Raw genomic sequence first — 12,487 nt, forward strand, 5'->3', positions numbered from 1 at the left:
CATCAGATCAGAATGAGATAAAGTAAAGGCTTACTAATCATTAAGACTGAACCGGTTATCAAATTGAACGGTTAATCTGGTGTTGGAGCGGCAATCAACTCCGCAGGCGGCTCACGCGGCCTGGGAAAAACATCTGCTATTTGGTGCTAAGCGCCGCGAGGTTTATGCGTTTTCTCTCTATGCGGCCGGGATGGGACGGCGCCGAAGCCCGTCGTCAACCCGCAGCCAGAGTAGCCGCCGCGCCGCCGGCAGAGAAGCGGGTATTCATAAGAAACGCTTTTGCATATAATGCAAAAATGAATGACGCCCGCTATGTAGAACATCTGCCAATTTTTCTCGACGTCGCCCGCCTGGGCAGCTTTTCCGCAGCTGCGCGCCGGCTGGGCATGGTGCCCTCCTCGCTGGTGCGCCACATCGATGCCCTGGAAAGCGCGCTCGGCGCCGCGCTGTTCGTGCGCTCCACCCGTGGCCTGCTGCTGACCGACGCCGGCGAACTGCTGCTGACGCGCGCCGCCGCGCTGATGACGGACATCACCGGCCTTCGCGCCGAGCTGAGCGCGCTGAACGAAACGCCGCAGGGCACGCTGCGCATCAGCTGCCTGCCAACCTTCGGCAAAACCTATGTGCTGCCGCTGCTGCCGACGCTGGCGGAACGCTACCCGCAGCTGTCGGTCGACCTCGATCTGACCGAACGCCAGACCGATCCGACGCAGGAGCGGCTCGACGCCGCCCTCCGCATCGGCGAACAGAAGGACAGCGCGCTGTATGCCAGCCGCATCGCCACCCAACGCTGGGTGATGTGCGCTAGCCCCGCCTACGTCGCCCGCTATGGCCTGCCGGCCGATCTGGAAGCGCTGCCGCAGCATCGGCTGATCGCCCGCTACCACAAGCAGCAGCCGGCCTGCTGGGCGCAGATCCTCGACGCGGCGCTGATGAACCGCTGCACTATGGCGCTGCGCTGCGACGACTTCACCGCGCAGCGCCAGGCCGCGCTGCTCGGGCTCGGCATCGCCTTTCTGCCCAACTGGGTGGTGGGGCCGGACGTGCAACACGGGCAACTGGTGCAGATGCTACAAGATCCGCGCCATGAGCAGCAAGGCATCTATCTGCTGCGCCCGATGGCGAAGGTGTCCGCCCGGCTGGCGGCCTTCACCGCCCTGCTGCAGCAAACCCTCGGTCAGCCGCCCAACTGGGGGTAAAGCGGCGTTACCCGGCCGCGCAGCGCCGGGTTGTCACTCTCGTCTTTCAGTTCGACGCCGGTCAGCCGGCGCTGGAACGCCTGCTCCAGCAGCCAGGCCAATTTGAACGCCGCCTGCGGGTAATCCAGCCCCTCGGGGCGCACGTTGGAGATGCAATTGCGCTCGGCGTCCGTTCTGCGCGCGTTCGGCCCCCAGGTCAAATAGACACCCAGGCTGTCCGGCGACGACAGCCCCGGCCGTTCGCCAATCAGCACCGCCACCGCCCGGGCCTGCAGGCATTCGCCGATCTCATCCCCCAGCGCCACCCGCGCCTGATGCGCCAGCACCACCGGCGCAACGGTCAGCCCCAGCGTATCGAGATAGGGCCGCAGCGCCTGCAGCAGCGGCAGCGCCTGGCGGTGCACCGCCTTGGAGGAGAGGCCGTCCGCCACTATCAGCAGCAGATCGACGCGGCGCGATGGCGAACCGAGCAGCAGGCTGCGGCTATCCGACGCCAACCGCCGCCCCAGATCCGGCCGGCGCAGATAGGCGGCGCGGTCGGCGGCCTGGCTGTGCACCGCCAGCGTGGGCCAACCGGCATCGTGCAGATCCGCCGCCAGCCGCTCGCTGTCGAAAGGCTGATGCACCGCGTCGCGCGCCTGGGCATGAGCCAGGCCGAAGCGCAGCAGTTCGTCGGTCGGCAGGCTGGCGCCGGTGCGCCCCAGCGCGATGCGCGCATCGGTAAAGGCGCGCAGCGCGTCCCAGCTGTTGACGTGAACCGGTTTGCTCATGTGCGTTCTCCCTGCAGCGCCAGTAGCAGCGGATGATTGGCGGCGGCATCGCGCAGCCGCCCGCGTTCGTCGGTGATGTTCGTCGCCGCCAACCAGGCGGCGAACTCTGGCGCGTGCTTCAGCCCCAGCAGCTCGCGGATATAGAGCGCGTCATGGAACGACGTGCTTTGGTAGTTGAGCATGATGTCGTCCGCGCCCGGCACGCCGATCAGGAACGTCAACCCGGCGGCGGCCAACAGCGTCAGCAGCGTGTCCATGTCGTCCTGATCGGCTTCGGCATGGTTGGTGTAGCAGACGTCGCAGCCCAGCGGCAGGCCGAGCAGCTTGCCGCAGAAGTGATCCTCCAGCCCGGCGCGGATAATTTGCTTGCCGTCATACAGGTATTCGGGGCCGATAAACCCTACCACGGTGTTGATCAGCAGCGGCGAGAAATGGCGCGCCACCGCATAGGCGCGCGCCTCGCAGGTTTGCTGATCGACGCCGTGATGGGCGTTGGCCGACAGGCAGCTGCCCTGCCCGGTTTCGAAATACATCACGTTGTCGCCCAGCGTGCCGCGCCTGAGGCTCAGCGCCGCCTGCTGCGCTTCCGCCAGCAGCGCCAAACTGATGCCGAAACCGCGATTGGCCGCTTCGGTACCGGCGATCGACTGAAACACCAGATCCACCGGCGCGCCGCGCTCTATCAGCCGCAGCGTGTTGGTCACGTGGGTCAGCACGCAGGATTGGGTGGGAATGGCAAAGCGCTGGATCACGTCGTCCAGCATGTAGTTGAGCTTTTCCAGCAGCGGCAGGCTGTCGCTGGCCGGATTGATGCCGACCACCGCGTCGCCGCTGCCGTACAGCAGGCCGTCCAGCATGCTGGCGGCGATGCCCTGCAGGCTGTCGGTCGGGTGATTGGGCTGCAGCCGCACGCTGAGGTGGCCCGGCAGGCCAATCGTATTGCGAAAGCGCGTCACCACCCGGCACTTCTTGGCCACCAAAATCAGATCCTGATTGCGCATGATCTTGCTCACCGCCGCCGCCATCTCCGGCGTGATGCCGGCCGCCACCTGCGCCAGCATGGCGCTGTCCGCCTGCTCGCTCAACAGCCAGTCGCGAAAATCGCCGACCGTGAGGTGCGAGATGGGCTCGAAGGCGGCACCATCGTGGCCGTCGATAATCAGGCGCGTCACCTCGTCCTGTTCGTAGGGCACCAGCGCCTGCTGCAGGAACGTCTTGAGCGGCAAGTCCGCCAGCGCGATGCGCGCCGCCATGCGCTCTTCGGCGCTGTGCGCCGCCACCTCCGCCAGATAATCGCCGGAACGCGCCGGCGAAGCCTTCGCCATCAGCTGACGCAGATCGCCGAAGCGATAGCCACGTTGGCCCACCGTTGCCTGATACATAGCCCCCCTCCCTTGCCCCGAGTGACGAGATAAAAGCCCTGCACCAAGTGTAGTCAGTGAGAGAAGAAAATTAATTTGCCTGCGATCGCCGTCATCGCGCTTCCCGCCATTTCACCCGCCGCCGCTTCGGGTTACAGTAGCCGCGAAAACAGGAGGGGTGATGGATCCGCAACGGCAAATTATCGACTGGCTGCAACAAGATGACGCGCGCATGGCCGCCCTGCGCACCGTGCGCCGGCTCGGCCTGAATGACTGGTGCCTCGGCGCCGGCTTCGTACGCAATCTGGTGTGGGATCGGCGCCACGGTTATGTGGAGCCCACGCCGCTCAACGATATCGACGTGATCCACTTCGATGCGGAGCGTGCGGACGCCGAGCGCGATCGCATGCTGGAGGCGCGGCTGCAGCAATGGCTGCCGCAGCCGTGGTCGGTCAAGAATCAGGCGCGCATGCATCTGCGCGGCGGCCGGGCGCCTTACCGCAACAGCGAAGAGGCCATCAGCTTCTGGACCGAAGTGGAAACGGCGATCGGCGCGCGCCTGAACGCCGACGACAGCCTCACGCTGGTGGCTCCCTTCGGGCTCGCGGCGCTGTTCGGCGACACCATCACCTTCAACGTGAAAAACGGCGATCGCGCTGCCTATGCCCAGCGGGTGCTCGACAAAGGCTGGCTGCAGCATTGGCCGCGCCTGCGGCAGGTAAAGATTTAGCCGCCGCTGCCGATACCCTGAACAGCGATATACCGACTCAGGGAGAGCATCCATGTCGACCAGCATCACCATGATCGTACCGATCAAAAATACCGTTCCCGGCGTCAGCAACGTCTTCAGCGCGCCGGGCCATCAGGGCGAATTGCTGATGGCCAAACCGGTCAACAACCAGCCGGAAGGCGGCAAGGCGAAGAAAAGCGAAGGTGCCAACGGCAATGACGAACCGGCAAATCTCAACGAAAGCCGCGCCTCGGCGCGCATCAAGGCGCTGAACCGGCAGATTCAGGCTCTGCAGCAAAAGCTGGTGGAGCTGAAGGACTCCAGCGCCGATCCCAAAGAGATCGAGAAGCAGAAACAGCTGATCGAAGCGCAGATCAAGATGCTGCAGGCCGAGATCGCGCGCATCCAGAAAGAAGAAATGGAAAAGCAGCAGCAGGAGCAAATGGAAAAAGCCGCGGCGCAAGCCGGCGACGGCGTAAACCGCCCGACGCCGCTCAACGCGGTGGACGTCTATATCTGAGTCAATATTCCGCGTTTTCCTGCCGGCGCTGGTGCAGCAGCGCCGCCTGCTGACGCGCGACCTGCCAGATGGCCTCCGCCGCCGGCGTCAGCGAGCGATTTTTACGCCGCACCAGCATCAGCGCGCGATTGATCTCCGGCACCAGCCGCCGCACCCGGAGCCGCCCCCCTTCCGGCAGCGGCAGCGCCAACGCCGGGAAGATGCTGATGCCGATCCCCTCCGCCACCATCGGAAACAGCGTGGCCGGATGGCCGATTTCTTGCACCACCTGCGCCTCGACGCCCTGCTGCCTCAGCGCGCTGTCGATCAACGGCCGGCTGCCCGACGCGTAATCCTGCAACACCAGGCGGCAGCCGTTTAACGCCGACCAACGCACCTCTTGCTGCGCAGCAAACGGGTGGTCGTCGCGGCACAGCAGCAGGAACGGTTCATGCAGCACCGCTTCGCACTCCAGATCCACCGCCTGCACCGGATCGACCACGATGCCGAAATCCACCTCGGCGTTGCGCACGCTGTGCAGTACCTGCTGCTGCGCCTGATCGCGCAGCATGATGCGGATCTCCGGGTATTCGCGTTCGCCGGCGGCGATGCACTGCGGCATCAGGTGGGCGGAAATGGTCTGGCTGGTCGCCACCCGCACCGTGCCGCTGCGCTGTACGCCAAAGCTGCGCGCATCCAGCAACGCGGCCTGCAGTTCGTCCAGCAGCCGTTCGACCCGGTTGGCCAGCCGCAGGCCGGCATCGGTCAACACCACTTCACGCGTGGTGCGATCCAGCAGGCGCACGCCGACCTCCGCCTCCAGCTCTTTCACGCTGTGGCTGACCGCCGATTGCGTCAGGCCGATCGCCTCGCCGGCGCGGCTGAAGCTGCCGTGGCGGGCGACAGCGACGAACACCCGCAGCTGTTTGAGTGAGTAATTCATGTGTTTTATTCATATATAAATTAAATAAATCAATTTAATTATTATATGCCCACGCGGGAGAATAGCCCCATCGATTTTCTACCCGAGCGCATCGCCATGAGATTCCTGCCCGATCGTTTTACCCTGACGCTGATCGCCACCGTGCTGCTGGCTTCTTTCCTGCCGGCGCGCGGCGAGTTCGTCGGCTGGCTCAACGTCCTGACCATCGCCGCCATCGCCCTGCTGTTCTTCATGCACGGCGCCAAGCTGTCGCGCGAGGCCATCCTGGCCGGCAGCAATAACTGGCGGCTGCATCTGTGGGTGATGTTCAGCACCTTCATCATTTTTCCGGCGCTGGGGATGCTGTTCGCCTGGTGGGCGCCGATCGACGTCAGCCCCGAGCTGTACGCCGGTTTCATCTACCTGTGCATCCTGCCCGCCACCGTGCAATCGGCCATCGCCTTCACCTCGCTGGCGGGCGGCAACGTGGCGGCGGCGGTGTGCAGCGCCTCCGCCTCCAGCCTGCTGGGGATCTTCGTGTCGCCGCTGTTGGTTGGCCTGCTGATGAACGTGCACGGCGATACCGGCAGCCTGCGGCAGGTGGGCTCGATCGTGCTGCAACTGCTGGTGCCGTTCGTCGCCGGCCACCTGCTGCGGCCGCTGATCGGCGGCTGGATCGAGCGCCATCGCCCGCTGATCGGCAAAACCGACCAGACCTCGATTCTGCTGGTGGTGTACGCCGCCTTCAGCGAGGCGGTCACACACGGCATCTGGCATCAGGTGGGGATCGGTTCGCTGGCGTTTATCGTCGGCGGCAGCATCGTGCTGCTGACGATCGTGCTGGTGGTGAACACCTATATGGCGCGCTGGCTGGGATTCAGCAAGGCGGACGAGATCACCATCGTGTTCTGCGGCTCGAAGAAGAGCCTGGCGAACGGCATTCCGATGGCCAATATCCTGTTCCCGGCGGCGACGGTGGGGATCATGGTGCTGCCGCTGATGGTGTTCCATCAGGTGCAGCTGATGACCTGTGCGGTGCTGGCGAAAAGGTATCAGCGCAAGCAGCAGGCGCAACAGGCGGTGCCCAACGCCAACGCGCAGGCCTCGCGCGGGTAAAAAAAGACGGGCCGGGGCCCGTCAGTTCAACTTTTCTTCAGCGGCTTGACCAGGTGGTCAAGCCCTTCGATTTTAATCGCCAGCGTCATCTCCATCAGCATGCCGAGCTTGCCTTTGGGAAATTCACCCTTGCGGGCGAACCACAGCAGGTACTCTTCAGGCAGATCGATCAGCACCCGTCCCTGGTACTTGCCGAACGGCATCACGGTATTGGCGATCTCCAGCAGGTTTTCCTTTTCCATCAGTCACCCAGCAGGCGGATCATCTCCGCTTCGTCGATCACGGCGATACCCAGCTCCTGCGCCTTCGCCAGCTTGGAGCCGGCCGCTTCGCCGGCGATCACCAAATCGGTTTTCTTCGACACGCTGCCGCTGACCTTGGCGCCCAGCGCCGTCAGGCGATCTTTGGCCTCGTCGCGCGACAGCTGGCTCAGCGAGCCGGTCAGCACCACGGTTTTGCCGGCGAACGGGCTGTCTATCTCTTCGGCGACCACCACCACCGGCGCCGGCCAGTGAATGCCGATCTCGGCGCCCACCAGCTCGTTGATCACCTGCTGATTGAGCGCTTCATCAAGGAAATTGCGGGTGTGTTTGGCCACCACTTCGCCGACGTCCGGCACCTCTTTCAGCGCCTCGATATCGGCGGCGAACAGCTTCTCGAGCGATCCGAAATGCGCCGCCAGATTGGCGGCGGTCGCTTCGCCGACCTCGCGAATGCCCAGCGCATACAGGAAACGGGCGAAGGTGGTCTGCTTGGATTTCTCCAGCGCATTGACCAGATTCTGCGCCGATTTCGGCCCCATGCGATCCAGGCCGGTCAGAATGCCGGCGGACAAGCGGAACAGATCGGCCGGGTTCTTCACGTACTCTTTGTCCACCAGCTGCTCGATGATCTTGTCGCCCATGCCTTCAACGTCCAGCGCGCGGCGGGAAACGAAGTGCTTCAACGCCTCTTTGCGCTGCGCGCCGCAGATAAGACCGCCGGTGCAGCGCGCTACCGCCTCGCCTTCCACGCGCTCAACGTCGGAGCCGCACACCGGGCAGTGCAGCGGGAACACCACTTCGCGCGCATCCTGTGGCCGCCGGTCTTCCAGCACCCCCACCACCTGCGGGATCACGTCGCCGGCGCGGCGCACGATCACCGTATCGCCGATGCGCAGCCCCAAACGCTCAATTTCATCGGCGTTGTGCAAGGTGGCGTTGCTGACGGTCACCCCGGCCACCAGCACCGGCTCAAGGCGCGCCACCGGCGTAATCGCGCCGGTGCGGCCAACCTGAAACTCCACTTCGCGCACTACGGTGATCTGCTCCTGCGCCGGGAATTTGAACGCCGTCGCCCAGCGCGGCGCACGCGCCACGAAGCCCAGCGTTTCCTGTAGATCGATGTCGTCAATCTTGATCACCACGCCGTCGATGTCGAAACCGAGCTGCGCGCGGTCCTGCTCGACCTGGCGATAAAACGCCAGCACTTCCTCGCTGCCGGTGCGGCGCTGGGCGCGATCGCTGACCGGCAGGCCCCAGGCCTTGAACTGCATCAGGCGCTCAAAGTGGCTGCGCGGCAGTTCGCCGCCTTCCAGCAGGCCGACGCCGTAGCAGAAGAAGGTCAGCGGGCGTTTGGCGGTAATGCGCGGATCGAGCTGGCGCAGCGAGCCGGCGGCGGCGTTGCGCGGGTTGGCGAACACCTTGCCGTCTTTGCGCCGGGCTTCTTCGTTCATCTGTTCAAAACCAGCCTGCGGCATGAACACTTCCCCGCGCACTTCCAGCCGGCGCGGGATGTTGTCGCCGGTCAGGCGCAGCGGAATGGCGCGAATGGTGCGCACGTTGGAGGTGATGTTTTCGCCGGTGGTGCCGTCGCCGCGCGTCGCCGCGCGCACCAGCTCACCGTCTTCGTACAGCAGGCTGACCGCCAGGCCGTCCAGCTTCAGCTCGCAGCAGAAGGTCAGCGGATCGCTGCTTTTGAGCCTGTCCTGCACGCGCTTGTAAAACGCCAGGAAGCTTTCTTCGTCGAACACGTTGTCCAGCGACAGCATCGGCACTTCGTGGCGCACCTGGTCAAACGCCGCCAGCGGTGCGGCGCCCACGCGCTGGGTCGGCGAATCGGCGGTGATCAACGCCGGATGCGCGCTCTCCAGCTCGCGCAGTTCGCGCATCAGGCGGTCATATTCCGCATCCGGCACTTCCGGCGCATCCAGCACATGATACTGGTATTCATGATGGCGCAATGTGGCTCGTAGTTGATTGATTTGTTGGATTATCGATTCCATGGCTCACCATCAAAGATAAAAAACCCCCGGCTAGCGGGGGCTTTGTTGTTACGGATGTTCTGTGCGCGCGGCAACCCGGTCAGGCGTTGTTTTCCAACACTTCACGGATGCGCGCTTTGTAGGTTTCCAGCTTCTGCGGCGTCATCATGCGGCGCTCGTCGTCCAGCACCACGCCGCCCACGTCGTCGGCGATGCGCTGTGCCGACTGCAGCATCAGCTTGAAGTTCTGATTGGCGTCGCCGTAAGACGGCACCATCATGAACATCGACACGCCCGGCGTGGAGAAGTCGGACATCATGTCAGGATCGAACGATCCCGGCTTGACCATGTTCGCCAGGCTGAACAGCACCGGGCCGCTGCCGGCCGGGCTGATATGGCGGTGGAAGATGCCCATTTCGCCAAACTGGAAGCCGGCCTGCAACACGCTCTGCAGCAGCACTTCGCCGCCGATCACGCCGCCCTGGTGGGCCGCGACGTGCAGCACCAGCACGGTCTCTTTCAGTTTAGCCTGAATTGGCGCAGCCGCCGGCTGCGGTGCAGGTTCCGGCGCAGGCTTCACTTCCGGCGCTGGCTGCACAGGGGCCGGCTCGGCGTGGAATGCCGGTTCCGCCACCTGCGGCGCCTCATGTTCATGCGGCAGATCGTCGACGCGCGGCTCACGGCGCGCGGCCGGTTGCGGTTGCTGCGGTTCGGCCGGTTCTTCGTCCGGCGCGTAGTTGTTCAGCAGGATGTCATCATACTCCGGCCGCTGAGACAGCGGAGGCGGCGTCTGATGGGCAGCCGGCTGAACGGCGCGGGGCGCTGGCGCAGCCGCCGGAGCGGGCTTCGGCGCGGCCACGGGTTCTTCGCGTGCGGCATCGAAATGGCCGAATGACGGCTCGTCTTGCGGGTGAGCGGCGCGTACGCGCACCTCACCGACGCCTTCTTCGAGATCGTCGATCGGAGTTTGTTCACGTTCCTTTTGGGAACGTTTGGCTGGGCGATCGCGGAAGAGCGCTGACCGTTCTTTGCGACTGGTCCACAGACCGTGCAATAACAGCGCTATTATGGCGATCGCGCCAACAACGATTAATATCAGACGCAAATCCTGCATCATTGCTATCTCTGTTGTTCCAATACATTGCCACCGCGGCAAACATTCACTCTTTAACTCTATTTGCCCGCGCACACAAGTGCAAGTCCGTGCTGAACTTTATGCCAATAAAGATGATTATACTGCCTTTTTCTGCTGGTTTTTCAGCCAACCCTACCCTAGCCAGTGGAAAATCATCCCTATATGATAATGATGCCTGTTCAGACAACGAGATAACTTAAGATATGTCCTATACGCAGCCCCCTTCCCGTTCGACCAGCGGCATTCACTATTTCGCCGAGGGTTGGCGCCTGATTTCGCGCCCGGGGATTAAACGCTATGTGGTCCTGCCGTTGCTGGTCAACGTGCTGCTGATGGGTTCCGCTTTCTGGTGGCTGTTCAGCCAACTCGGCGACTGGATCCCGGCGATGATGAGCCACGTTCCCGACTGGCTGCAATGGTTGAGCTACCTGCTGTGGCCGCTGGTGGTCATTTCGGTGCTGTTGGTGTTCAGCTATCTGTTCAGCACCATCACCAACCTGATCGCCGCGCCGTTCTGCGGCCTGCTGGCCGAGCAGCTCGAAGGCAGCCTGACCGGCAAACCGCTGCCGGACACCGGCCTGCTCGGCATCGCCAAAGATTTGCCGCGCATCATGGCGCGCGAATGGCGCAAGTTGATGTATTACCTGCCGCGCGCGCTGCTGCTGCTGGCGCTGTACTTCGTGCCCGGCATCGGCCAGACGGTGGCGCCGGTGCTGTGGTTCCTGTTCAGCGCCTGGATGCTGGCGATCCAGTATTGCGACTACCCGTTCGACAACCACAAGGTGAGCTTTGCCGACATGCGCCGCGCCTTGCGCCAGCACAAACCCGCTAACCTGCAGTTCGGCGCGCTGGTCAGCCTGTTCACCATGATCCCGATCCTCAACCTTGTGATCCTGCCGGTCGCCGTCTGCGGCGCCACCGCCATGTGGGTCGATCGCTACCGCTCACAGTTCGTCCGATAACCGCCGCTTTTTACCGCCGATAGCGCGGGAATTTTCGACAGGGGGCGCATTTCGCGCCCTTATCATTGTGCTTAAAACTTATTTCCTAATAACATATAGATATACCAATTCTTTACTTCCCTGCCGGTACTGTTAGCGTATGCTTTCGATGTTCCCCACATTTTCATAGAGTTAAAGGACGGGCTATGAGCAAGATATATGAAGACAACTCATTAACAATCGGCCATACGCCGCTGGTTCGTCTGAACCGTATCGGCAACGGACGCATTCTGGCCAAGGTTGAATCACGCAACCCGAGCTTCAGCGTCAAATGCCGCATCGGTGCCAATATGATTTGGGATGCGGAACAACGCGGCGTGTTGACCGCCGGCAAAGAGCTGGTGGAGCCGACCAGCGGCAACACCGGCATCGCGCTGGCCTTCGTTGCCGCCGCACGCGGTTACAAGCTGACGCTGACCATGCCGGAAACCATGAGCATCGAGCGCCGCAAGCTGCTCAAGGCGCTGGGCGCCAATCTGGTGCTGACCGAAGGGGCGAAAGGCATGAAAGGCGCCATCGCCAAAGCGGAAGAGATCGTCGCCACCGATCCGAATCGTTACCTGATCCTGCAACAGTTCAGCAACCCGGCCAACCCGGCGATCCATGAAAAAACCACCGGCCCGGAAATCTGGGAAGACACCGACGGCGACGTCGACGTATTCATCTCCGGCGTCGGCACCGGCGGCACGCTGACCGGCGTCAGCCGCTACATCAAGAACACCAAAGGCAAGGCCATCACCACCGTGGCGGTCGAGCCGACCGACTCGCCGGTCATCAGCCAGGCGCTGGCCGGTGAAGAGCTGAAACCGGGCCCGCACAAGATCCAGGGCATCGGCGCCGGCTTCATTCCGGGCAACCTCGATCTGGACCTGGTGGATCGCGTCGAGAAAGTCTCCAACGACGAGGCCATCAGCATGGCGCGCCGCCTGATGGACGAAGAAGGCATCCTGGCGGGCATTTCCTCAGGCGCAGCGGTCGCGGCGGCGGTGAAACTGGCCGAAGAACCGGCGTTCGCCGACAAGACCATCGTGGTGATCCTGCCCTCTTCCGGCGAACGTTACCTGAGCACCGCACTGTTTGCCGATCTGTTCACCGAGCAGGAATTGCAGCAGTAATTCCGCCACTGCACAAATCGCTAAAAAAGCACCCTGCGGGGTGCTTTTTTGTGGACTGGATCAAACTTTATAGCAGTCCAAGATTGCTTTTGCCCGCCGGCTTTAGTATTTAACGGTGCATTATTTCGATGCGCAAAATTAATCCCCCCTGAGCCCGGTCAAGGCTGAATCGATTTACTCATCTGTCGCCGACGCGGCGAATCGGGCATAATGGGGAGCGGATTGGAACGACGTCTAAAGCCGAGTTTTTTGATCTGAAGTGCCTAACGCGTCGTTTTCTGTTGCATCAACGTTCGCCCCTGTCCATAGTCAGGCGCTATAACCAGACAAGCTAAAGTCAGGCCCCTGGGCTAAACTTTAGCTCCACAACATTAATCCAATAAGTTGGGGAAACATC

12 protein-coding genes are annotated in these 12,487 nt (G+C 62.9%); 6 read left to right on the forward strand and 6 right to left on the reverse strand.

The features are described 5' to 3' along the window. Window positions 1-296: 296 nt before the first annotated feature. Window positions 297-1,199 (forward strand): LysR family transcriptional regulator, encoded by a 903-nt coding sequence (locus ACJ8MK_RS11095; RefSeq protein WP_049195496.1) that lies wholly within the window; start codon window positions 297-299, stop codon window positions 1,197-1,199. On the opposite strand, the gene eutC is transcribed toward ACJ8MK_RS11095, so the two are convergent. Beyond that, window positions 1,178-1,969, reverse strand: a complete 792-nt coding sequence (eutC, locus tag ACJ8MK_RS11100) for an ethanolamine ammonia-lyase subunit EutC (protein WP_049213197.1) — start codon at window positions 1,967-1,969, stop codon at window positions 1,178-1,180. The genes ACJ8MK_RS11095 and eutC overlap by 22 nt on opposite strands. Beyond that, the gene (locus ACJ8MK_RS11105) at window positions 1,966-3,351 is read right to left on the reverse strand and encodes an ethanolamine ammonia-lyase subunit EutB (RefSeq protein ID WP_060438427.1); all 1,386 of its coding nucleotides are present in this window, start codon (window positions 3,349-3,351) and stop codon (window positions 1,966-1,968) included. The genes eutC and ACJ8MK_RS11105 overlap by 4 nt, the downstream gene beginning before the upstream one ends. Before the next feature lie 160 nt (window positions 3,352-3,511). Between ACJ8MK_RS11105 and ACJ8MK_RS11110 the strand changes: the two genes are divergently transcribed. Further along, complete coding sequence (locus tag ACJ8MK_RS11110; RefSeq protein ID WP_033654985.1) at window positions 3,512-4,060, forward strand: nucleotidyltransferase family protein; 549 nt, start codon at window positions 3,512-3,514, stop codon at window positions 4,058-4,060. Between the two features lie 52 nt (window positions 4,061-4,112). Further along, a complete protein-coding gene (locus tag ACJ8MK_RS11115) occupies window positions 4,113-4,580 on the forward strand; it encodes a FlxA-like family protein (RefSeq protein WP_033649835.1) in 468 nt (155 codons plus the stop codon). A 1-nt stretch (window position 4,581) separates the two neighbouring features. On the opposite strand, the gene ACJ8MK_RS11120 is transcribed toward ACJ8MK_RS11115, so the two are convergent. Then, window positions 4,582-5,502 carry a LysR family transcriptional regulator gene (locus ACJ8MK_RS11120; RefSeq protein ID WP_033654986.1) on the reverse strand — a complete coding sequence of 307 codons (921 nt, stop codon included), beginning with the start codon at window positions 5,500-5,502 and terminating at the stop codon, window positions 4,582-4,584. 96 nt (window positions 5,503-5,598) lie between these two features. Here ACJ8MK_RS11120 and ACJ8MK_RS11125 point away from each other — a divergent pair, with 96 nt between their 5' ends. After that, window positions 5,599-6,597, forward strand: coding sequence for a bile acid:sodium symporter family protein (locus ACJ8MK_RS11125; RefSeq protein ID WP_442517749.1), 999 nt, complete (start codon window positions 5,599-5,601; stop codon window positions 6,595-6,597). A 26-nt stretch (window positions 6,598-6,623) separates the two neighbouring features. Here ACJ8MK_RS11125 and ACJ8MK_RS11130 read toward each other — a convergent pair whose 3' ends face one another. The 3 genes from ACJ8MK_RS11130 to zipA form a co-directional block, all read right to left on the reverse strand. Then, the gene (locus ACJ8MK_RS11130; protein WP_004936441.1) at window positions 6,624-6,839 is read right to left on the reverse strand and encodes a DUF3820 family protein; all 216 of its coding nucleotides are present in this window, start codon (window positions 6,837-6,839) and stop codon (window positions 6,624-6,626) included. Beyond that, complete coding sequence (gene ligA / locus ACJ8MK_RS11135; protein ID WP_033654989.1) at window positions 6,839-8,860, reverse strand: NAD-dependent DNA ligase LigA; 2,022 nt, start codon at window positions 8,858-8,860, stop codon at window positions 6,839-6,841. The genes ACJ8MK_RS11130 and ligA overlap by 1 nt, the downstream gene beginning before the upstream one ends. 79 nt (window positions 8,861-8,939) lie before the next feature. Next, window positions 8,940-9,956, reverse strand: a complete 1,017-nt coding sequence (gene zipA / locus ACJ8MK_RS11140; RefSeq protein ID WP_041036178.1) for a cell division protein ZipA — start codon at window positions 9,954-9,956, stop codon at window positions 8,940-8,942. A 221-nt stretch (window positions 9,957-10,177) separates the two neighbouring features. On the opposite strand from zipA, the gene cysZ reads away from it, so the two are divergent. Further along, window positions 10,178-10,936 carry a sulfate transporter CysZ gene (gene cysZ / locus ACJ8MK_RS11145; protein WP_440483303.1) on the forward strand — a complete coding sequence of 253 codons (759 nt, stop codon included), beginning with the start codon at window positions 10,178-10,180 and terminating at the stop codon, window positions 10,934-10,936. 185 nt (window positions 10,937-11,121) lie between these two features. Continuing rightward, window positions 11,122-12,090, forward strand: a complete 969-nt coding sequence (gene cysK / locus ACJ8MK_RS11150) for a cysteine synthase A (protein ID WP_033635454.1) — start codon at window positions 11,122-11,124, stop codon at window positions 12,088-12,090. Window positions 12,091-12,487 lie beyond the last annotated feature (397 nt).

It is taken from the genome of Serratia sp. CY38905, assembly GCF_052168875.1.
In the GTDB taxonomy this organism is placed as follows: Bacteria; Pseudomonadota; Gammaproteobacteria; order Enterobacterales; family Enterobacteriaceae; genus Serratia; species Serratia sarumanii.

Bases quoted from the DNA above. Each gene is read 5' to 3' on its own strand.
- ACJ8MK_RS11095 (WP_049195496.1), top strand. From the start codon at position 297: ATGAATGACGCCCGCTATGTAGAACATCTGCCAATTTTTCTCGACGTC.
- eutC (WP_049213197.1), bottom strand. From the start codon at position 1,969: ATGAGCAAACCGGTTCACGTCAACAGCTGGGACGCGCTGCGCGCCTTT.
- ACJ8MK_RS11105 (WP_060438427.1), bottom strand. From the start codon at position 3,351: ATGTATCAGGCAACGGTGGGCCAACGTGGCTATCGCTTCGGCGATCTG.
- ACJ8MK_RS11110 (WP_033654985.1), top strand. From the start codon at position 3,512: ATGGATCCGCAACGGCAAATTATCGACTGGCTGCAACAAGATGACGCG.
- ACJ8MK_RS11115 (WP_033649835.1), top strand. From the start codon at position 4,113: ATGTCGACCAGCATCACCATGATCGTACCGATCAAAAATACCGTTCCC.
- ACJ8MK_RS11120 (WP_033654986.1), bottom strand. From the start codon at position 5,502: ATGAATTACTCACTCAAACAGCTGCGGGTGTTCGTCGCTGTCGCCCGC.
- ACJ8MK_RS11125 (WP_442517749.1), top strand. From the start codon at position 5,599: ATGAGATTCCTGCCCGATCGTTTTACCCTGACGCTGATCGCCACCGTG.
- ACJ8MK_RS11130 (WP_004936441.1), bottom strand. From the start codon at position 6,839: ATGGAAAAGGAAAACCTGCTGGAGATCGCCAATACCGTGATGCCGTTC.
- ligA (WP_033654989.1), bottom strand. From the start codon at position 8,860: ATGGAATCGATAATCCAACAAATCAATCAACTACGAGCCACATTGCGC.
- zipA (WP_041036178.1), bottom strand. From the start codon at position 9,956: ATGATGCAGGATTTGCGTCTGATATTAATCGTTGTTGGCGCGATCGCC.
- cysZ (WP_440483303.1), top strand. From the start codon at position 10,178: ATGTCCTATACGCAGCCCCCTTCCCGTTCGACCAGCGGCATTCACTAT.
- cysK (WP_033635454.1), top strand. From the start codon at position 11,122: ATGAGCAAGATATATGAAGACAACTCATTAACAATCGGCCATACGCCG.